Origin of the sequence: Actinomadura sp. WMMB 499 (assembly GCF_008824145.1) — a bacterium.
Classification (GTDB): Bacteria; Actinomycetota; Actinomycetes; order Streptosporangiales; family Streptosporangiaceae; genus Spirillospora.
In genome coordinates this window covers 1,996,167-2,015,671 of record NZ_CP044407.1, presented here as the reverse complement: position 1 = coordinate 2,015,671, position 19,505 = coordinate 1,996,167, and the positions used below count along the sequence as shown (strand labels likewise).

The window sequence follows — 19,505 nt, the reverse complement described above, 5'->3', positions numbered from 1 at the left end:
CCGTCCGCGGCGGATATTCGGTGGGGGAAACGCGGGGTCCGGCGTAGCGTGCGGGCTCATGGTGACGCTGCATCAGCTGCTCGGTTTCTCCGCGATGGCGCTGGCCATCATCGTGATTCCCGGCCCCACGGTCCTGTTCGTCGTCGGCCGGGCCCTCGCGCACGGCCCGCGTACCGCGGTGCGGGGCGCGGCCGGCAACGCGCTGGCGGTGCTGGCGCTGACGGCGGCGGTGGCGGTCGGCGTCGGGTCGGTGGTGGAACGGTCCGTGGTGGTGTTCACGGCGCTGAAGACGGCGGGCGCGGCCTACATCGTCTACCTGGGGGTGCAGGCGATCCGGCACCGGGGGGCGCTGCGGGAGGCGGTCGGGGAGCTCGGGGAGGCGCGGGCGCGGGGCCGCGAGCTGTGGCAGGGGTTCGTGGTCGGGGTGACGAACCCGAAGACGGTGGTGTTCTTCGCCGCCGTGCTGCCGCAGTTCGTCGAGCGGGAACGGGGCGGCGTCCCGCTGCAGATGCTGGTGTTCGGGCTGCTGTTCGCGGCCCTCGCGCTGATGTGCGACACCGTGTGGGGTTTGGCGGCGGGGACCGCGCGGGCGTGGTTCGCGCGGTCCCCGCGGCGGCTCGCGGCGATCGGCGGTGCCGGCGGGATGATGATGATCGGGCTCGGCGTGACCGTCGCCGCGACCGGCCGCAAGGACTGACCGGGCTCAGGGCGCCTTCGCGAGACCCGGCGCGGGCGCCGGCGGCGTCTTCCCGAACCGCCTGCGCAGCGGGTACGCGGCGGCGACGACCGCGAGGCTGGCCAGGGACGCGACGAGCTGCGAGCGGCGATCGTCCATGAGCGCCATCGAGACCAGGACGGCGGCGAGCGCGGCGACGGCCGTCCAGGTGAGGTACGGGTACAGCCACATGCGGTAGGTGAGGCTGCCCGGGTCCTCGCGCCGCAGGCGCGCGCGCAGGCGCAGGTGGGAGAACAGGATCGCCAGGTAGACGAACGCGAGCACGACCCCGATCGAGTTCATCAGGAACGCGAAGACCTGGTCGGGGGAGGTGTAGGACGCGATGACGGCGGCCCACGCGGCGACCGTCCCGAGCAGGATCGCGCGGACCGGGACGCCGCGCCGGTTCAGCTTGACGAGCCCGGCGGGGGCGTCGCCGTCGCGGGTGAGCACGTACAGCATCCGGGACGAGACGTAGATCGCCGAGTTCAGCACCGACAGGACGGCGGTGAGGATGACGGCCTGCATGAGGGTCCCGGCGGCGGGGACGTCGAGCCGTTCGAGGGCGCTGACGAACGGGCTGGTGAGGACCTCGGCGGCGTTCCACGGCAGGATCGCGACGACGAGCAGGATCGAGAACACGTAGAAGATCGCGACGCGCCAGAGCACGTTGCCGGTGGCCTTCGCGACGGCGCGTCCGGGCTCGGAGCTCTCCGCGGCGGCGATGGTGACGATCTCGGTGCCGCCGAACGCGAACATGACGGCGACGATCGCGGTGAAGATCGCGCCGACGCCGTTCGGGGCGAACCCGCCGTGCGCGGTGAGGTTGCCGAGGCCGCCGGGGGAGTCGGGCCACAGCCCGAGCACCCAGAGGGCGCCGAGGACGAGGAACACCAGGATCGCGGCGACCTTGATCGAGGCGAACCAGAACTCGAACTCGCCGAAGGACCGGACGGACACCAGGTTCACGGCCGTCATCACGACCAGCAGCGCGGCGGCGAGCGTCCAGGCCGGGAGGTCGATCCACTCGGCCAGGATCGCGGCGCCCGCGACGGCCTCGGCCCCCACGAGGATCACGTAGAGGTACCAGTAGATCCAGCCGATCGTGAACCCGGCGAACGGGCCGAGCGCCATCCGGGCGTACTCGGCGAGCGATCCGGCCACGGGCCGCGCGACGACCATCTCGCCGAGGGCCCGCAGGACGCACAGGACGAGCGCGCCCGCGGCCGCGTAGGACAGGACGGCGGCGGGTCCCGCGGTGCCGATCACGGCGCCGCTGCCGACGAACAGCCCGGCGCCGACCGCGCCGCCGATCGCGAGCATCGTCATGTGCCGACGGCGGAGCCCCGTCCGCAGGCCCGCGTGTTGAGTTTCGGACATTCCCTCGGTTTCCGTGGTCGCCTGCTGGGACGGACCCACCCTAGGTGACCTGCCCGAGTGTCGATATCCGACATTGAGGGCATCCGAAATACGGGCGGCGGGCGGACGCCGTACGCTGAGGGCTCCCAGTCAAGATCGAGAACGAGGAGGCCCCGGGATGGGAGAGGACGCGGCGCGGGACGTGCTCGGCCCCGGCTACGAGGCGATCGAGCTGCCGATGGGCCGGGACGCCGAGGGCGAGGTCGTCGCGACGCTGGTGCGGCGCCGCCGCCCCGAGCCGTCCCGCCGCGCCGTGCTCTACCTGCACGGGTTCGTCGACTACTTCTTCCAGCGGCACCTGGCCGACTTCTACACCGGCCTCGGGTTCGACTTCTACGCGCTCGACCTGCGCAAGTACGGGCGCTCGCTGCGGCCCCACCAGACCCCGAACTACATCGAGAGCCTCACCGAGTACTTCCCCGAGATCGACGCGGCCCTCCGGATCGTCCGGGACCGGGACGAGCACGGCGCGGTGCTCCTCAACGGGCACTCCACCGGCGGTCTCGTCGCCGCCCTGTACGCCGACCGCGTCCGGGGGAAGGGCCTGATCGACGGCGTGTTCCTGAACAGCCCGTTCCTGGACGTCAACGAGCCCTGGCCGGTGCGCAAGATCGGCGCCGGGCTGGCCCGCGCGCTGCGCCCCCGGTTCCCGAAGGCGCCGCTGCCCGCCGGGCTGTCCGACCTCTACGCCCGGAGCCTGCACCGCGAGCACGAGGGCGAATGGGACTTCGACCTCGCCTGGAAGCCGCTGCTGGGCTTCCCCGTCCGCGCCGCCTGGCTGGACGCCGTCCGGCGCGGGCAGCTCCGGCTGCACCGCGGCCTCGCGATCGACGTCCCGGTGCTGGTGATGGCGTCGGCCCGCAGCGTCCGCCCGTCCCGCCGGGCGCCGGACGTCACGGGCGCCGACGCGATCCTGGACGTCGAGCACATGGCCCGCTGGGCGCCCCGGCTCGGCCCGCACGTGACGCTCGTCCGCATCGACGGCGGCCTGCACGACCTGGTGCTGTCGGCCGAGCCCGTGCGCGGCCGGGTGTTCGAGGAGTTGGCCCGCTGGACGAACGGGTACCTCCCGCCCGAACCGGCCCGCTGACCTCCGGGCCCGCGAGGACCGGCGGCTACTCCAGGATCTTCGACATGTCGAAGTCGTCGAACTCGACGCCGATGTCCTGGGCCTGGTTGCCGCCCCGCTGGACCTGCAGCCCCACCTTGCCGTTCGGGAGCGGCTGCGTGGAGTCGGTCTCGTCGAAGACCCGGTCCCCGTTCACCCAGAGGCGCAGCCGGACGCTCTTCTCGTCGTCGTCCTGGACCTCGCAGGCCGCCTGGACCTCGTTCGGGCCCTCGCCGTCGAATCCCGGAACCGAGTCGACGGTCGCGAGTTCCTTGTTGCCGAGATCCCCGTTGGTCTTGCGGAGCACGGCGCCCTTGCCGTCCACGCGGATCATGAACATGTACTGCTTGACGCCGTCCTCGCCGGAGCGGCAGAGCAGGCCGTACCGGGCGTCGGGCGGCCCCTCCGTGGCGGTCACCGTGACGGAGGCCAGCACCTGCTCGGGGAAGTCCTCGATCTCGTCCTTGGGCGCCTTGGCGGACAGCGCGCCCGTGCTGCCGCCGGTCTTCAACCGGTAGCGGCCGTCCTGGTAGAGGGCGTCGTCACCGAAGGTGTACCAGCCGGACGCGTCGCTGGAGAAGTCGTCGCTGAACGCGGTCGCGAGCTTGTCAGGCGGACCGCCCCCGCCGAGGACCTTGTAACCGACGAAGCCGATCAGCGCGACGGCCGCGACCACGCCCGCGCCGACGGCCAGCGCCCGGCGCGGGACCCCGCCGCCCGGACCTCCGGACGAGCCCGACGGACCGGGCGACGGCGGGCGCGCGGGCGGCACGGGCGGTGCCGGCGGGCGCGGGGCCGCGTCGTCGCGGGTCGGGTCGCCGCCGAGCATGCCCGCCGGCCGGGCGCCGCCGAGCATGCCCGCCGGCCGGGCGCCCCCGGGCGCGGTGGGACCGCCGCCCGGGACGGACGTCGCCCGCAGCGTCGGCGCGTCCCGCACGCCCGCCCCGGCCTCCGCGGCGTGCCAGCCGCTCGCGACCGTCTCGGCGAGCGTCGCCGGGTCCGGGGTGGAGCCGGTGCCGACCAGCCGGCCGAGCAGCTCCTGGACGGACGGGCGGTTGCGGGGGTCCTTGTCGAGCGCGGCCGCGACGACGTCCCGCAGCGCGGGGTCGAGCGCCTCCAGGTTCGGCTCCTCGTGCACCACCCGGTAGAAGATCGCGGGAACGGTCTCGCCCGCGAACGGGGCGGCGCCCGTCCCGGCGTAGGCGACGACGCAGCCCCACGAGAAGACGTCGGAGGCGGGGGTGATCGGCTCGCCGCGCAGGATCTCCGGCGGCAGGTAGTTCGGGGTGCCGACGAACTGCCCGGTGCGGGTGGGGCCGTCGGCGGCGTCGAGGGCGCGGGCGATGCCGAAGTCGATGACGCGGGGGCCGGTGGAGGACAGCAGGACGTTCGCGGGCTTGAGGTCGCGGTGCACGATCCCGGCGCCGTGGATGGCCGACAGGGCGGTCGCGACCCCGACCGCGAGGCCCTCCAGGTCGGAACCGGGCAGCGGCCCGCGCTCCTGCACGGCCTTCTCCAGGCTCGGCCCGTCGATGTACTCGGTGACGACGTACAGCGGGTCACGGTCGAGTTCGGCGTCCAGCACCGGCGCCGTGCAGAACCGCCGGACCTGCCGGGCCGCGGTCACCTCGCGCCGGAACCGCTCCCGGAACGACCCCTCCCCGGCCAGCTCCCGGTTGATCACCTTGACCGCGACGCGCCGGCCGCCGGCGTCCTCTCCCAGATAGACGGTCCCCATGCCGCCCCGGCCGAGCCGTCCGGTCAGCCGGTAGGGGCCGAGCCGCTCGGGGTCGCCGGGCCGCAGCGCCTCACCGTTGTCTCCTGGGTGCGTGGTCATCCTGATCCTGGGGGAAAGGGGGGAAGGGGAATGGGGGATCTGTCCGTCAGAACCCTAGCGGTCCTCAGTGATATGGGATGTCCGAAGCCTAGTGGCGGTTCACCGTCCGCGCCGGGCGGGCGGCAGCGTCCGGAACGGCGGCAGCTTCTCGCCGGTGAGGCCGAACGCGTACGCGACGACCCGCGCCGACCACCGCTGGCAGCCGACCACGAGGCCGTACAGCGGGCGCGGGTAGCGCCCGGTGAACGGGATGACCAGGCAGCTCGGCAGCAGCACGACCACCAGCACCACGTACATGACCAGCATGACCACCAGGTGCGGGATCACCAGCAGGGTGCGCAGCAGCGTCAGCCAGCGGCGCGGACCCTGCCACGCCTCGGGGTAGGGCAGGTCGACCAGGACGGTCGGCTCGCCGCCGCCAGCGTCCGCGCGGGCCGCCGTCGCGGGTGCGGGTTCGGCGCCCGGTGCCGCGTCGGGGGCGGGCGCCGGCGGCGGGACGGGCGGTGCGGCGGCGCCCGCGTCCGGCGCGGGCACCGGCGGCGGCAGCGGGTGCCCGCCCGTCGCGGTCCCGCCCGCCGTGCCGCCCGCCGTGCCGTCCGCCGGGGCGGCGCCGTCCGGCCGCCCCCACGTCGCCGAGACCGTCTCCGCGAGCCGCTCCGGGTTCGGACTCTCCCGGCCGACGAGCCGGGCGAGGACGTCCTGCGCGGTCGGGCGCTCGCGCGGATCCTTGGTCAGCGCCGCCCCGACGATCTCCCGCAGCCGCGGGTCGAGGCCGTCCAGGTCGGGCTCCTCCGCGCCGATGCGGCGGAACGTCTCCGCGACCGTCTCGCCGCGGAACGGCGGCCGTCCCGTCCCGGCGAACGCCACCACGCAGCCCCACGCGAAGACGTCCGACGCCCCCTCGACCGGCGCGCCCTCCAGCACCTCGGGCGCGATGTACGACGGCGTCCCGACGAACTGCCCGGTACGGGTGAGGCCGTCGGCGGCGTCGAGGGCGCGGGCGATGCCGAAGTCGATGACGCGGGGGCCGGTGGAGGACAGCAGGACGTTCGCGGGCTTGAGGTCGCGGTGCACGATCCCGGCGCCGTGGATGGCCGACAGGGCGGTCGCGACCCCGACGGCGAGGCCCTCCAGGTCGGAACCGGGCAGCGGCCCCCGCTCGCGGACCGCGTCGTGCAGGTTGGGGCCGTCGATGTACTCGGTGACGATGTACGGCGGGTCCTGGTCGAGTTCCGCGTCCAGGACCGGCGCCGTGCAGAACCGGTGGACGCGCCGCGCCGCCGCCACCTCCCGGCGGAACCGGGCGAGGAACGCCGGTTCCCCGGCCAGCCCCCGGTTGATCACCTTCACCGCGACACGGCGCCCGTTGGGCTCCGCGCCCAGGTAGACGGTCCCCATGCCGCCCCGGCCCAGCCGCCCGAGCAGGCGGTAGGCGCCGAGGACGCGGGGCTCGTCCGGAGCGAGGGGTTCGGCTGTCACGGTGGCGGTCATGGGGGGCACGGGCTCCTCGGATGATCAGCTCTCCCGGCCCACTCTAAGCCGTCACGGCACCAGCAGGAGCTTCCCCGTGGTGCGCCGGGCCTCCAGATCGGCGTGCGCCGTGCGGGCGTCGGCGAGGTCGTAGCGGTGCCCGACGTGCACGTTCACGCGCCCGTCCGCGACCCACCGGTACACCTCGCCGGACCGTTCGAGCAGCTCCGCGCGGGTGGCGGTGTGGTGCGCGAGCGATGGGCGGGTGAGGAACAGCGACCCCGCCGCGTTGAGCCGCTGCGGGTCGAACGGCGGCACCGGACCGCCCGCCGCCCCGTACAGCGCCAGGACGCCCCGCCGCCGCAGGCTCGCCAGGCTCCCCTCGAACGTGGGCGCGCCGACCCCGTCGTACACGGCCGCGACGCCCTCGCCGCCGGTCAGCTCCCGGACCCGGTCGGCGAACCCGTCGTAGCCGAGCACCTCGGCGGCGCCCGCGCCCCGCGCCAGCTCCGCCTTCTCCGGGGTCGACGCCGTGCCGATCACCCGGGCGCCGAGCATCGTCGCGACCTGCGTGAGCAGCAGCCCCATCCCGCCCGCCGCCGCGTGCACCAGCACCGTGTCGCCCTCCCGGACCGGGTAGGTCGAACGGGTCAGGTAGTGCGCCGTCATGCCCTGCAGCAGGACGGCCGCCGCGTCCTGCGCGCCGACGCCGTCCGGTACCGGGACGACCTTCTCCGCCGGGACGACGGCCCGCTCCGCGTAGGCGCCCTGCACGTTCGACCACGCCACCCGGTCGCCGATCGAGAAGCCGGCCGCGCGCCCGTCCGTGCTCCCGTCCACGTCCGGGCCCACCGCCGCGACCGTCCCCGCGGCCTCCATGCCGGGCGTGTAGGGGAGCGGCTGCGGGTACGCGCCGGTCCGGAAGTAGACGTCGATGAAGTTGACGCCCGCCGCCGCGACGTCGATCAGCACCTCGCCGGGGCCCGGCTCGGGATCCGGACGCGTCGCGGGCTCCAGCACCTCCGGGCCGCCGTTCTCCGACACGACGATCGCGCGCATGTTCACTCCACTCTGGAAACGGCGCCCTGGGAACGGCACCGTCGATCAACGGGCTTACGGACGCGGTAACCGCACCCTCGCACGCGTTGTTCCACGCCTTCGCCGCCGTACCCGCCCGGCCCGTATCCGCCCGCCGCGCCCGCCGGACGCGTCAGATCCACTCGTGGACGGTCGCGTCGACGAGCGCGACGGTCTCGTCCACGCGCGCGGCGATCGTCCCGGGGTCCCAGATCTCGCGGCGGGAGCACTCCTCGAAGCCGACCCGGGTCGCCGCCGTGAACAGCGCCACGACGAGCCGGGGCCGCAGGTCCCGCTCGGGGTCGACGCCCTCGCGGCGCGCGATCTCGCCGACCAGCGCGCCCTCCGACGCCGCGTAGGCGGTCAGCTCCGCCGACAGCAGCGCGGGCGTCGCCTCGATCACCTGCCGGATCCGGCGGAACCGGACGACCTCCTCCTCGTCGCCCGCGGCGACCGTCTGCAGCACCGTGCGCAGCGCCTCGAACAGCGCGGTGAACGGCCGCTCCCCGGCGGGGCGCTTCGCGAGGGCCTCCTCGACGGCCCGGTACCGCTCCGAGACCTGGTCGAGGACGACGTCCTCCTTGGACGCGAAGTAGCGGAAGAACGTCCGCTGCGACACCGGCAGCGCCGCGACGATCTCGTCGATCGTCGTCTCCTCGTACCCGTCCCGCACGAACAGCTCGAGCGCGGCGTCGATCAGCGCCATCCGGGTCCGCCGCTTCTTCCGCTCGCGGACCCCGCCGGTGGAGCGGCCGCGCGCGGGCCCCGGCGCACCGCCCGCCGCGTCGGCGGTCATCGCTGCCTCCTGCCGTTGCCACGGGCGGTCCCCGCCCGCTCTCACAGAGCTTGTATCACGGTGATGCGACGCCCATGCGCGTGACGATTCAACTATTCGGTTCCGATTGGCACCGGGCCGCCGCGCGTGTCGGCCGCGCGGCGGCGGACCATCGGCCGCGGCGGCCGGAAATCACGGCCCGTTCTGCGGGTTTCCGCTGCGCACGCGGCCTTCTCGGGTCATCCTGAGATCGGTCACGAATCGTTGCCGAACGGTAGCCCATCGTTATCGTCCGGCGGGGTGAGGCGGGTGATCGGCATGTCCGTCGTCGGCGGGCGAGACCTCGCGCGGGTGCGCCGGGGGCATCTCGCGGTGCTCGCGTACGAGGTGGAGCGGCGCGGTCTCGCGTGCCGGCTCGCCGGTCCGGGGGAGTCGGTGCTCAGCGTCCGCGACGCCCGCTCCGGCCGGAGCGCCATGGTGGTCGCCACTCCGGCCGGGGACGGCTGGTCCTACCTGTGGCCGGGCGGCGGCATCGCCGACGTCGCCGCCGCGCCCCAGGTCGCGGACCGCCTGGCCCGCCTCCTCGCCTGACGCGCCGCCCGGCGCGGCGCGGCAGGCCGGCCGCGGAGGGGGCGCCTTGCCTCCCGCTCCGCGACCTCTCTAGACTCGCTTGCGAACATATGTTCGATATGCCGCATGCCTTCCCCCGTGCGGTGAACGCGAGGGGGAGGCAGATGACGCGCGTGTTCGGCGATCCCGTGGACGTCTCGGTGCGGGACGGGCGTCCCGCCCGGTTCGTCTGGCGCGGCCGGGGCCACACCGTCCGGCGGGTGCTGGAGCACTGGGTCGCGACCCGCGACTGGTGGCGCGAGCAGGACCCGGACGGCGACGTCCTCGGCGAGCGCGAATTCTGGCGCGTGGAAGCCTCCCCTGGCGCGGAAACGGGGGTTTACGAGCTGAGATATGACGTTTCGACGCAGACATGGCTGCTTTCCCGGGTATGGGACTGACACGATGCATCTGCACGTCGCATCCGCGTACTCGCTGCGCCACGGCGTCGCGCCGCCCGCCGCGCTGGTGGAGCGCGCCGCCGAACTCGGCCTGGAGACGCTCGCCGTCACCGACCGCGACGGCCTGTACGGGGCCGTCCGGCACGTCCTGGCGTGCCGCGACGCGGGCATCGGCGCGATCGTCGGCGCCGACCTCGCGCTCGCCGGGGGCGGCCGGATCGTGGCGCTCGCGGTCGGCCGCGCCGGGTGGCGGTCGCTGTGCCGGCTCGTCTCGGCCGCGCACGCGCCGGGGCACGCGGCGGTGCGCGCGTCCGGCGAGGGCCCGGCCGTCACCCGCGAGCTGGTCGGCGCGCACGCCGAGGGGCTGGTGGTCCTGCTCGGCCCCGCGTCGGACGTCGGACGGGCCGTGGCCGAGCGGCGCCCGGACGAGGCCGCGCGGCGGCTCGCGGGATGGCGCGCGACCGCCGAGGTCGCCGTCGAGATCGTCAACCACTTCGACCGGGGCGACGGGCACCGGGCCGCCCGGATGCTCGCGCTGGCCCGCGAGGCCGGGGTCCCGGCCGTCCTCGGGAACGCCGTCCGGTACCTGGACCCGGCCGACTACCCGGTGGCGCAGGTCCTGGACGTCACGCGCCGGCTCGTCCCGCTGGACCGGCGGCACCTCGAGGAGCGCACCGGCCACGCGTACCTCAAGCCGGTCGCGGAGATGCGGCGGGTCGCCGAACTGAGCTGCGGCCCCGGGGACGACCCGGGCGCGCTGCTCGCCGCGACCCGGCGGCTGTCCGAACGGTGCGTCCTCGACCCGGACGGCGACCTCGGCATGGACCGGGTGCACCTGCCCGCGGTGGACGGCGACGCGCACGCGCGGCTCGCCGCCCGCTGCGCGGACGGGCTGGCCCGGCGCGGCATGGAGCATTCCGCGCGGGCCGCCGACCGGCTCGCCGACGAGCTCGCCGTGATCGCCCGCAAGGGCCTGGCCGCCTACTTCCTCACGGTCGCCGACGCCGCCGCGCTGATCCGCTCCCGCGGCATCCGCTGCGCGATCCGCGGCTCCGGCGCGGGCAGCCTGGTCAACCACCTGATCGGCATCGGCGACCTCGATCCGCTCCGGCACGACCTGCTGATGGAGCGGTTCCTCGCCGACAGCCGCGAGGGCCTGCCCGACATCGACCTGGACGTCGAGTCGGCGCGGCGGCACGAGGCGTACCGGGCGCTGTTCGACCGGTACGGCGCCGACGGCACCGCCTGCGTGTCGATGATGGAGACCTACCGGGCGCGCAGCGCGCTGCGCGACGTCGGCAACGCCGTCGGGCTCCCGCCGCAGGAGATCGACGCGATCGCCAAGGCGTTCCCGCACATCCGCGCCCGGCAGATCCGCACCGCCCTGCACGACCTGCCGGAACTGCGGCAGAGCAACCTCGCCCAGGGCCGCCTGGAGGTGCTGTACCGGATCGCCGAGCGCCTCGACGGGATCCCCCGGCACATCGCCATGCACCCGTGCGGGGTGCTGCTGTCGAGCCCGACCCTGCACGACCGCACCCCCGTCGAGGAGAGCGCCCTCGGGTTCCCGATGAGCCAGTTCGACAAGGACGACGTCGAGGCGATGGGCCTGCTCAAACTGGACGTCATCGGCGTGCGGATGCAGTCGGCGATGGCGCACGCGGTGGACGAGATCGACCGCACGACCGGGGCGCGGCCCGACCTCGAGGCCGTCCCGCGCGACGACCCGGCCACGTTCGAGCTGATCCGCACGTCCCGCACCCTCGGCTGCTTCCAGATCGAGTCGCCCGGCCAGCGCGAGCTGATCGGCCGGCTCCAGCCGCGCGACCTGGACGACCTCGTCATCGACATCTCGCTGTTCCGGCCCGGCCCCGTCGCCTCCGACATGGTGAGCCCGTTCCTGGACTCCCGCGCCGGGCTGCGCGCCCCCGAGTACCCGCATCCCGACCTCGAACCGGCGCTGCGCGAGAGCCTCGGCGTCGTCGTCTTCCACGAGCAGGTCCTGCGGGTGCTGGACGTCATGACCGGCTGCGGGCTGTCGACCGCCGAGGCCGCGCGCCGCGCCCTCGGCGGCGCCGAGGGCCAGGCCGTCATCGGCGCCTGGTTCCGCGAGCGGGCCCTGGCGCGCGGCTACGACGAGGCCGCCGTGGAGCGCGTCTGGCGGACGCTCACCGCGTTCGGCGCCTTCGGCTTCTGCAAGGCGCACGCCGCGTCGTTCGCGCTGCCCACGTACCAGTCGGCGTGGCTGAAACGGCACCACACCGCCGCCTTCTACGCGGGCGTCCTCACCCACGACCCCGGCATGTACCCCAAACGGGTCATCCTCGACGACGCCCGCCACTTCGGGGTGCCGATCCTACCGCTGGACGTCAACCGCTCCACCGCCGACTGGCACGTCGAGCCGGTGCCGGAGGGCGGCCCGGCCGGGATCCGGGTGGCGCTGGCGGAGGTCAAGGGCATCAGCGAGGCCGAGGTCGAGGCGATCGTCGCGGCCCGCGCGGACGGGCGCCCGTACCGCTCCCTCACCGACTTCTGGCGACGGGCCCGGGTGTCCCGCCCGATCGCCGAACGCCTCGTCCTGGCCGGCGGCTTCGACGCCCTGTACGGCCCGGCGCCCGAGCCCGCGCCGCCGGCCGGGGGCTCGCTCGTGCCGCGGCGCGATCTGCTGTGCCGGGTGGGTGCGCTCGAGCGCGTCACCGCCCGGCCCCGCCGGGGCGGGGTCGCCGACGGGCAGCTCCCGCTCGGCTTCGACGACGGCGAACTCGAACCGCTCCTGGCCGGTCCGCCGGCCGGTCCGCTCGCGGATCCGGCGCTCGGCGACGTCCCGTCCACCGGGCTGCCGCCGATGACGCCCGCCGAGATCGTCGAGGCCGAGCTGGAGATCCTCGGCATGGACGTCAGCCGGCACGTGGTGAGCTTCTACCGGCCCCTGCTGGCCGTGCTGCGCGCGGTCCCCGCCGCCGACCTGCCGCGCCGCCCGCCCGGCGGCGACGTCGTGGTCGCGGGCGTGAAGGTCGCGACGCAGACGCCGGCCGTCCGGTCCGGGCAGCGGGTCATCTTCGCGACGCTCGACGACGCGACGGGCCCGGTCGACCTGGCGTTCTTCGAGTCCGTGCAGGACCGCTGCGCCGCCACCGTGTTCGGCTCGTGGCTGCTGGCCGTCCGCGGCCGGATCCGCCGGGCCGGCGGCCGCGCCGTGTCGATCACCGCGACGGCCTGCTGGGACCTGGCGTTCCTCGAGGAGGAACGGCGGCGCGGCGGACCGGACGCCGTCCGCGCGGCGATGACGCGGCCCGGCCCGTCCGGACGGCCCGTCGGCCGCCGCATCGTCCAGCCGACCGGCTTCGCGATGTCGCCCTACTCCGACATCGGCCACGCGGGCCCGCCGGCGGCGTCCCGCCCGCCCGCACGGCTCTGGCACGCGAGCACCGGCAGTTCGGGCCCGGCGCCGTGATCACTTCTGCGGGATGACCTCGCGGCCGGTCTGCAGGCGGGTGATCTGGAAGACGTTCGCCATGCACAGCGCGGCGGCCAGGGCCAGGCAGGCGGCCGCCGCGACGCCGAGGTGGACGTCGACGCGGGCGTCGGCGAGGGTGTCGGTGCTGCCGTGCGCGAACGCCTGCGCCAGCAGGACGCCGAGCAGCGCGCAGCACCACCAGGCCGCGACGACCGCCCCGGCGGCCTGCCGTTCGGTGGTCCGGTACCGGCCGCTGTTGACCCACACCTCGTACACCAGCCGGGGCGGCAGCCACAGGTTCACGATCGGCATGAACCAGCCGAACACCGTCCAGGCGCGGTGGTGGCGGTGCGGGCCGGGGGACTGCGCGTAGGCCCGCCAGAACCAGAACAGGTAGAGCGTTCCGGTGACGGCGACGAGGAGCGCGTACACGGTGAACACGTCGGTGTAGGGGGCGATCGCCTGGCCGGTGGCCTCGGCGTCGTAGGTCCCGTGGGTGGCCTGGCGCAGCGGATGGGCCATCCGCAGCAGGCTGATGCCCGAGCCGAGGGCGACGAACGCGTCGAACCCGAGCAGCATGAACACCGCCACGCCGACGGCGCGGAAGTCGCGCCGCCGGGCCCACGCTCCGCACGCCGGGCAGCGGTTCACCTCGGTCGGGATGATGTCGCCGCAGAGGGCGCACGGCATGGTCGACCTCCGGGGGCTTGGGGGTGCGGCTCTCTCTGGATACTACGAAGGTACGACTTGTCCGGGGCGCCGGCGGTTCGAACCGTTCTCAGAACACCGCCCGCGCCGCCAGGTGCGCGAGGACGGCGGTGAGCGCGAGCCACGCCGCCAGGCGGCCGAGGCCGCCGGACGTCACGAGCCGTTCGGGGCGCAGGCCGGTGACGATCGCGAGCGCCCACCACTGCGCGGTGAGCCAGCACGTCGCGTACAGGTTCCCGTGGCCGACGAGCGCGCACAGCAGGACGACCGCGGCCGGAGTGGCCGTGTGCGCGAACAGCGACGGCCCGCGCGCGAGGCCGTGCACCCCGCGCCGCAGGCCCGCCAGGACCGCGATCCAGCCGCCGCCGCACAGCGCCCACAGGGCCACGACCGCGGTGGGCAGCCCGTTCAGCGACTCCGGTGCCAGCGCCGCTCCCCCCGCCGTTCCGCTCGCCGTTCCGCTCTCCGCGCGCCCATCAGCGCATCAGGCCCGACTCCCAGGCCCAGGCCGCCGACTCGACGCGGTTCCGGGTGCCGAGCTTGCGGTGGATGCTCCCCACGTGGGTCTTCACCGTGGACAGCGAGACGAACAGTTCCCCGGCGATCTCCTCGTTCGTCCGGCCGCGCGCGACGAGCCGGACGACGTCCAGCTCCCGCTCGGTGAGCGCCTCGCGCGGCCGGACGGGCGGGGCCTGCGGGGGCCGCGCCAGGTGCTCCAGCAGCCGGACGGTGATCGACGGCGACACCAGCGACTCGCCGTTGGACGCCGCCCGGACCGCCTCCACCAGCAGCGCCGGGCCGCCGTCCTTGAGCAGGAACCCGACGGCGCCGCCGCGCAGCGCCCCGTACACGTACTCGTCCATGTCGAACGTCGTGACGATCACGATGCGGAGCGGGTCGGGCACGCCGGGTCCGGCGAGCAGCCGGGTCGCCTCGAGGCCGTCCATCGCGGGCATCCGGATGTCGAACAGGCACACGTCCGGGCGGAGCCGGCGGGCCAGCTCGACCGCCCGCCGGCCGTCGGCGGCGTCCCCGACGACGGTCATGTCGGGCTGCGAGTCGACGATCATCCGGAACCCGGTCCGGACCATCTCCTGGTCGTCTGCGATCAGTACGCGGATGGTCACGTGTCCGATTCTTTCAGGATCCCGGCAGGGGCAGGACGGCGACGACCTCCCAGCCGCCCTCGGGCCGCGGTCCCGCGTGCAGCCGCCCGCCGAGCGCCGCCACCCGCTCGCTCAGCCCGGTCAGCCCGAACCCGCTCGACGGGAGCCGCCGCCCGCGTCCCCGCCCGTCGTTGCGCACGGCCACCTCGACGCCGCCGCCGAGGCGCGCCAGCGACACCCGCACGTACGTGGCGTCCGCCGCGTGCTTGCGGACGTTCGTCAGCGCCTCCTGGACGACCCGTGTCGCGGACGTCGCCGACTCCGGCGGCAGCGGCCCGAGATCCGGCGCGACGGACAGGACGGCGGGCGGGTGCGTGAACCCGGCGACGAGCTCGCGCAGCCGGTCGAGATCGCCGACCGGCCGGGTCGCCGAACCCCGGTCGGCGGGGCCGCCGGACGGGTCCGCGTGCGGGCCCGGCGCGTGCGGGCCGCCGGCCGCGCCCGGGGCGGCCGGATCGGTCCCGTCCTGGGCGTCCCGCAGCAGGCCCACCATGCGGCGCATCGACGTCAGCGCCTCCGTCCCGGCCTTCTCGATGCCCTCGAACATCGTGTCCAGCCGCTCGGGGGACTGCGCGGCGCCCGAACCCGCCGCGAACCGGGCCGCCTGCGCCTGCACGACGATCCCGGTGACGTGGTGCGCGACGAAGTCGTGCAGGTCGCGGGCCAGTTCGAGGCGCTCGTCCCGGCGCGCCGCCGTCACCGACCGGGCCCGCCGGGCGTCCACCGCCCGCAGGTACAGCCCGGCGCCGATCGCGATCGCGAGCAGCACGCCGAGCGGCGCGGTGAACAGCACCGCCGAGATCACCGACCAGCGCAGCGGCATGGTCAGCAGCGCGGCGCCGAGCAGTACCGGCACCGCGATCGCCCGCTCCCGCGGCAGCCGCCACACCGCCCGGACGGTGATGATCAGCAGCCCGCCGATCTCGGCGAACATGCTCGGGTTGCCGCTCCACTCCACCATGACGGCCGTCCCGAGGAACAGGCTGCTGCCCAGCGACAGCGTGCCCGCGGCGATGCCCCAGGGCAGCAGCTGCCCGCGGCTGACCACGGCGGCGGTGACGGTCGTCGCGAGCATCACCATCCACAGGTCGATCACGCTGCTCATGGCCACCAGGCACAGCAGCAGGAACAGGGCCGCGAACCCCCCGTAGGCGATGCGCGCCACCCATCCGCCGGCGGTGTGGATGCGGTCGAGTCCGGCCCCTGTGTCGCTCACGGGCAATCAGGCTACGACCCTCGGCCGACCGGCGGATCGGTCATCCGGCCGATGGGCGGCGAGCCGGGACCGCCCCCGCGCCCGATGCGCGGGGACGGCCCGCTCCCGGACGCTGGGGGCATGGAAATCATCTACGTCCCGCTCGCCATCGCCTTCGCCGCCGCGTTCGTCGTCTTCGTGGTGTACGGCGGCATCGTCATGCCGATGACCGAGATCACCGAATCGTGGAGATCCCGTGGAACCGGCGGAGCCCGCGGAGCCGGTGCCGACGGCGCGGGGGAGCACCGGTGACCGAAGTCGCCCCCGAACCCGTCCTGGAGGGACGGGGCCTGGTCAAGCGATTCGGGACGGCCGTGGCGCTCGACGGCGTGGACCTCGCCGTCGACCGCGCCGAGACCGTCGCGATCATGGGACCGAGCGGATCCGGCAAGTCGACGCTGCTGCACTGCCTCGCCGGGATCACGGTGCCGGACGCGGGCGAGGTGCGGCTGCTCGGGGAGCGCGTCGACGCGCTCGGCGAGCGCCGCCGCAGCACGCTGCGCCGCACCCGCTTCGGGTTCGTGTTCCAGTTCGGGCAGCTGCTGCCCGAACTGCCCGCCGAAGAGAACGCGGCGCTGCCGCTGATGCTGAACGGAACGCCGCGCCGGGAGGCGGTGCGGGCCGCGCGGGCCTGGTTCGGGCCGCTCGGCCTCGCCGGGCTGGAGGGCCGCCGGCCGGGCGAGCTGTCCGGCGGGCAGGCGCAGCGCGTCGCCATCGCCCGCGCGCTCGTGCCCCGCCCGGCCGTCGTGTTCGCCGACGAGCCGACCGGCTCCCTCGACCAGGCGACCGGCCGCGACACCATGCGGCTGCTCGTCGAGGCGACCCGGCACAACGGCGCGTCCCTCGTCGTCGTCACCCACGACGCGTCCGTCGCGGCCTGGTGCGACCGGACGGTCGAGGTCCGCGACGGCCGCGCGCGGCGTCCCGTCGCGGGAGCGGCGTGACGGCGCGGGCGGCGGGGCCGGCGCGCACCGCCCGCACGACCCTCGAGCTGTCGTGGCGGCTGCTGCGGTGCGGGGGAGCGCGCAACCTGCTCGGCTCGCTGCTCACCCTCGCGGCCGTCGCCGTCTCGACCGGGCTGCTGCTGTTCGCGCTCGGCGCGAACCACGCGTTCGCCGAGCGGGCCGCCGCCGACGCGTGGCGGCATCCGGCGGCGCCCGGCGACGGGGCCTCCGGGACGCCGGCGGCCGTGCAGGCGCTCTCCACGGACTACGTGCGCGGGGACCCCGTCACGGTCGTCGACCTCGGCGCGCTGTCCGCGGACCCGCCCGTCCCGCCCGGAATGCCGCGCTTCCCGGAGCCGGGCGAGCTGTGGGCGTCCCCCGCGCTCGCCGAACGGCTGGCGGACCTGCCCGCCGGCCAGCTCGCCGACCGGTTCCCCGAACCCGCCGGGACGCTCGGCGACGACGCGCTGGTCTCCCCGGGCGAGCTCGTCGCCGTCGTCGGGCGGGACGCCGCCGCGCCCGTCCTGACCGCCCCGCGCTCCGACACGACCGGTCTGGAGACCACCGCCGCACCGACGCGCATCGACGCCTTCAACACCGGCACGTCCTCGTGGATGAGCGTCTACCGGGTGCTCGCCGGGGTCGCGTCCGCGCTGATGGTGGCACCCCTCCTGGTGTTCGGCGGCGCCGCGGCCCGGCTCACCGTCGCGCGCCGCGACGGGCGGCTCGCCGCCCTACGGCTGGTCGGCGCGACCCCCGCCCAGGTCGTCGCGATCACCACCGCCGAAGCCGTCCTCACCGCCGCCGCCGGGGCCGTGCTGGGCGCGGTCCTGTACGCGGCGGCGGTCCCGGCCCTCACGCACATCACCATCCAGGGCGGCGGCTGGTTCGCCGGGCACCTGTGGCCCGGCCCGCCGGGCGTCGCGGCCGTCCTCGCGGCCGTCCCGCTGCTCGTCGGGGCCGGTGCCGTCGCCGGGCTGCGCCGCGTCGTCGTCTCCCCCCTCGGCGTCGCCCGCCGGGAGACGCCGCCCGCGCTGCGCGCCGTCCGGATCCTCGCGCCGCTCGCGGTGCTGGTCGCGTTCGGCGCCGTGAGCGGCGGGCTGCTGGGGATGCGGTACGCGGGGTTCGCGGTCCTGCTCGTCCTGATGACGCTGGCCTTCCTGACGATCAACTACGCGGGACCGTGGGTGGTGTCGGTGATCGGCGGCTGCATGGTCGCGCTGGCCCGCGGGCCCTCCCGGCTGCTCGCGGGCCGCCGCCTGCGGGACGACCCGCGCTCGGTGTGGCGGACGGTCGCGGGCGTCGCGCTCACCGGGTTCGTCGCCGGGTTCCTCGCGCTGCTGAACCCGGGGACGATCGAGGACGGCGCGTCCGACCGGCTCCGGATCGGCGTCCCGGACGGCCGCGATCCTGCGGCGATCGCCGCGCGGGCGGAGCGGCGGCTCGGCGGGATCGAGGCCGCGGTCTCGACCGGCGACGGCGACGGCCCGCGCGGCGGCGCGAAGGTCGTGACGATCACCGTGCCCGGCGGCGCCGCCGCCGTCGACCGCGCCCGGACGGCGCTGCACGGGCTCGTCCCCGGACGCGTGGCCACCACTCCCGCCGACGACGGCACCGGCGGCCGGAACCTGCTCGGCGACCTGCGGACGGGCGCGCTCACCGTGCTCGCCGTCTCGTTCCTCATCGGGACCACCAGCGCGGGCATCACCGGGGCGTCGGCCGTCCTGGACCGCCGCCGGACCTACGCGATGCTCCGCCTCGCCGGGACGCCGCTGGAGGTGCTCGACCGCGCGCGGCGGCAGGAGACGGTGGTGCCGCTGGCGGTGATGGGCGGCGGGTCGCTGCTCGCCGGGCTGTTCTTCGCGTCCCCGTTCGCGACCGGCGTCGGCGCGGGCGGGGCGCTGACGCTCGCCGGGTTCGTGGTGCTCGGCTTCGGGGGGATCCTCGGCGCGAGCGCTCTCAGCCGTCCGCTGCTGAGGGCCGTGACGACCGACCCGGCGCCCCGTCCGGACTGAACTCGCGCGGGGGCGGAATGTCAGAGGCGAGCCGTAGGTTGTGCATGTCACCACGGGTTCGAGGGGGTTTCGGCTCCCGGCCCGACGCCCGGCACGGTACCGAGACCGCTACGCATCGTAGCTGATGCGGAACCGTGACGGGTGGGGTGACGTGCCAGGGGGTACGTCATGGGCGACGGCCCCGCCGGGCGGCGGCGCCGTCGGCGTACAGGAAGGGGTGTTGGCAGTGGAGGCGAACTTCCATATCTCTCACCCGCGGCTCGACGGGCCCGCGGAGCGGACCGCCGTACAGCCGTGGCTGACCGAGCTCACCCACGCGACGATGAACGCCTACGCCGAGCCGCCTCGCGCGCTCGCCGCCGTGGAGACGCTGCCCGTACGGGACGCGCGCCGCCCGGCCGTGCGGGCCGCAGTGGTCGCCGCCTGACGGGGGAAACCGTAGCGTAGAAAGGGCCGGGACGACAGCGTCCCGGCCCTTTCTTTGATCGACTGTCTCAATATTTGATACATGTTTCTCAGGATTCGAGAAGGCGGAGTAGGGTGCGGCCA

At 75.3% G+C, this 19,505-nt stretch carries 18 protein-coding genes; 9 read left to right on the top strand and 9 right to left on the bottom strand.

What is annotated here, in order from left to right; all coding sequences use genetic code 11:
- Window positions 1-58 precede the first annotated feature (58 nt).
- A complete protein-coding gene (locus F7P10_RS08820) occupies window positions 59-697 on the top strand; it encodes a LysE family translocator (RefSeq protein ID WP_151008903.1) in 639 nt (212 codons plus the stop codon).
- A 6-nt stretch (window positions 698-703) separates the two neighbouring features.
- Here the strand turns inward: F7P10_RS08820 and F7P10_RS08815 are convergent, their stop codons facing one another.
- Window positions 704-2,044 carry an amino acid permease gene (locus tag F7P10_RS08815; protein WP_151008902.1) on the bottom strand — a complete coding sequence of 447 codons (1,341 nt, stop codon included), beginning with the start codon at window positions 2,042-2,044 and terminating at the stop codon, window positions 704-706.
- Window positions 2,045-2,252: 208 nt separating this feature from the next.
- On the opposite strand from F7P10_RS08815, the gene F7P10_RS08810 reads away from it, so the two are divergent.
- Window positions 2,253-3,224, top strand: a complete 972-nt coding sequence (locus F7P10_RS08810) for an alpha/beta hydrolase (RefSeq protein WP_176611362.1) — start codon at window positions 2,253-2,255, stop codon at window positions 3,222-3,224.
- Window positions 3,225-3,249: 25 nt separating this feature from the next.
- Here the strand turns inward: F7P10_RS08810 and F7P10_RS44105 are convergent, their stop codons facing one another.
- The 4 genes from F7P10_RS44105 to F7P10_RS08790 all read right to left on the bottom strand — a co-directional run bounded on the left by F7P10_RS44105 (window position 3,250) and on the right by F7P10_RS08790 (window position 8,422).
- Window positions 3,250-5,079: a serine/threonine-protein kinase gene (locus F7P10_RS44105; RefSeq protein WP_254716500.1), complete on the bottom strand. Its 1,830-nt coding sequence runs from the start codon at window positions 5,077-5,079 to the stop codon at window positions 3,250-3,252.
- A gap of 99 nt (window positions 5,080-5,178) precedes the next feature.
- Window positions 5,179-6,570: a serine/threonine-protein kinase gene (locus F7P10_RS08800; RefSeq protein WP_151008901.1), complete on the bottom strand. Its 1,392-nt coding sequence runs from the start codon at window positions 6,568-6,570 to the stop codon at window positions 5,179-5,181.
- Window positions 6,571-6,621: 51 nt separating this feature from the next.
- The gene (locus F7P10_RS08795; RefSeq protein ID WP_151008900.1) at window positions 6,622-7,608 is read right to left on the bottom strand and encodes a quinone oxidoreductase; all 987 of its coding nucleotides are present in this window, start codon (window positions 7,606-7,608) and stop codon (window positions 6,622-6,624) included.
- Between the two features lie 151 nt (window positions 7,609-7,759).
- Window positions 7,760-8,422, bottom strand: coding sequence for a TetR family transcriptional regulator (locus tag F7P10_RS08790; RefSeq protein WP_151008899.1), 663 nt, complete (start codon window positions 8,420-8,422; stop codon window positions 7,760-7,762).
- A gap of 279 nt (window positions 8,423-8,701) precedes the next feature.
- On the opposite strand from F7P10_RS08790, the gene F7P10_RS08785 reads away from it, so the two are divergent.
- The 3 genes from F7P10_RS08785 (at window position 8,702) to F7P10_RS08775 (ending at window position 12,865) form a co-directional block, all read left to right on the top strand.
- Window positions 8,702-8,992: a hypothetical protein gene (locus F7P10_RS08785; protein WP_254716499.1), complete on the top strand. Its 291-nt coding sequence runs from the start codon at window positions 8,702-8,704 to the stop codon at window positions 8,990-8,992.
- A 143-nt stretch (window positions 8,993-9,135) separates the two neighbouring features.
- Entirely contained in the window at window positions 9,136-9,411 is a 276-nt protein-coding gene (locus tag F7P10_RS08780) for a DUF6504 family protein (RefSeq protein WP_151008898.1), read from the top strand.
- 4 nt (window positions 9,412-9,415) lie between these two features.
- Entirely contained in the window at window positions 9,416-12,865 is a 3,450-nt protein-coding gene (locus tag F7P10_RS08775; protein ID WP_151008897.1) for a DNA polymerase III subunit alpha, read from the top strand.
- On the opposite strand, the gene F7P10_RS08770 is transcribed toward F7P10_RS08775, so the two are convergent.
- The 4 genes from F7P10_RS08770 to F7P10_RS08755 form a co-directional block, all read right to left on the bottom strand.
- Window positions 12,866-13,558 (bottom strand): DUF4328 domain-containing protein, encoded by a 693-nt coding sequence (locus tag F7P10_RS08770; protein WP_151008896.1) that lies wholly within the window; start codon window positions 13,556-13,558, stop codon window positions 12,866-12,868.
- 88 nt (window positions 13,559-13,646) lie between these two features.
- A complete protein-coding gene (locus tag F7P10_RS08765; protein ID WP_254716498.1) occupies window positions 13,647-13,964 on the bottom strand; it encodes a hypothetical protein in 318 nt (105 codons plus the stop codon).
- An 88-nt stretch (window positions 13,965-14,052) separates the two neighbouring features.
- Window positions 14,053-14,703: a response regulator transcription factor gene (locus tag F7P10_RS08760; protein WP_151008894.1), complete on the bottom strand. Its 651-nt coding sequence runs from the start codon at window positions 14,701-14,703 to the stop codon at window positions 14,053-14,055.
- A gap of 13 nt (window positions 14,704-14,716) precedes the next feature.
- On the bottom strand, window positions 14,717-15,958 hold the full coding sequence (locus F7P10_RS08755) for a sensor histidine kinase (RefSeq protein WP_151008893.1): 1,242 nt from the start codon (window positions 15,956-15,958) through the stop codon (window positions 14,717-14,719).
- A 120-nt stretch (window positions 15,959-16,078) separates the two neighbouring features.
- On the opposite strand from F7P10_RS08755, the gene F7P10_RS42125 reads away from it, so the two are divergent.
- The 4 genes from F7P10_RS42125 to F7P10_RS08740 all read left to right on the top strand — a co-directional run bounded on the left by F7P10_RS42125 (window position 16,079) and on the right by F7P10_RS08740 (window position 19,383).
- Window positions 16,079-16,249: a hypothetical protein gene (locus F7P10_RS42125; protein ID WP_176611361.1), complete on the top strand. Its 171-nt coding sequence runs from the start codon at window positions 16,079-16,081 to the stop codon at window positions 16,247-16,249.
- A complete protein-coding gene (locus tag F7P10_RS08750; protein WP_151008892.1) occupies window positions 16,246-16,941 on the top strand; it encodes an ABC transporter ATP-binding protein in 696 nt (231 codons plus the stop codon). Before F7P10_RS42125 ends, F7P10_RS08750 begins: the two co-directional genes overlap by 4 nt.
- Complete coding sequence (locus F7P10_RS08745) at window positions 16,938-18,956, top strand: FtsX-like permease family protein (protein WP_151008891.1); 2,019 nt, start codon at window positions 16,938-16,940, stop codon at window positions 18,954-18,956. Before F7P10_RS08750 ends, F7P10_RS08745 begins: the two co-directional genes overlap by 4 nt.
- Before the next feature lie 220 nt (window positions 18,957-19,176).
- Window positions 19,177-19,383, top strand: coding sequence for a hypothetical protein (locus F7P10_RS08740; protein ID WP_151008890.1), 207 nt, complete (start codon window positions 19,177-19,179; stop codon window positions 19,381-19,383).
- Window positions 19,384-19,505 lie beyond the last annotated feature (122 nt).

Excerpts from the sequence above, each read along its gene's own strand:
- F7P10_RS08820 (WP_151008903.1), top strand. The coding sequence starts at position 59 with ATGGTGACGCTGCATCAGCTGCTCGGTTTCTCCGCGATGGCGCTGGCC.
- F7P10_RS08815 (WP_151008902.1), bottom strand. The coding sequence starts at position 2,044 with ATGACGATGCTCGCGATCGGCGGCGCGGTCGGCGCCGGGCTGTTCGTC.
- F7P10_RS08810 (WP_176611362.1), top strand. The coding sequence starts at position 2,253 with ATGGGAGAGGACGCGGCGCGGGACGTGCTCGGCCCCGGCTACGAGGCG.
- F7P10_RS44105 (WP_254716500.1), bottom strand. The coding sequence starts at position 5,079 with ATGACCACGCACCCAGGAGACAACGGTGAGGCGCTGCGGCCCGGCGAC.
- F7P10_RS08800 (WP_151008901.1), bottom strand. The coding sequence starts at position 6,570 with ATGACCGCCACCGTGACAGCCGAACCCCTCGCTCCGGACGAGCCCCGC.
- F7P10_RS08795 (WP_151008900.1), bottom strand. The coding sequence starts at position 7,608 with ATGCGCGCGATCGTCGTGTCGGAGAACGGCGGCCCGGAGGTGCTGGAG.
- F7P10_RS08790 (WP_151008899.1), bottom strand. The coding sequence starts at position 8,422 with ATGACCGCCGACGCGGCGGGCGGTGCGCCGGGGCCCGCGCGCGGCCGC.
- F7P10_RS08780 (WP_151008898.1), top strand. The coding sequence starts at position 9,136 with ATGACGCGCGTGTTCGGCGATCCCGTGGACGTCTCGGTGCGGGACGGG.
- F7P10_RS08775 (WP_151008897.1), top strand. The coding sequence starts at position 9,416 with ATGCATCTGCACGTCGCATCCGCGTACTCGCTGCGCCACGGCGTCGCG.
- F7P10_RS08770 (WP_151008896.1), bottom strand. The coding sequence starts at position 13,558 with ATGCCGTGCGCCCTCTGCGGCGACATCATCCCGACCGAGGTGAACCGC.
- F7P10_RS42125 (WP_176611361.1), top strand. The coding sequence starts at position 16,079 with ATGGAAATCATCTACGTCCCGCTCGCCATCGCCTTCGCCGCCGCGTTC.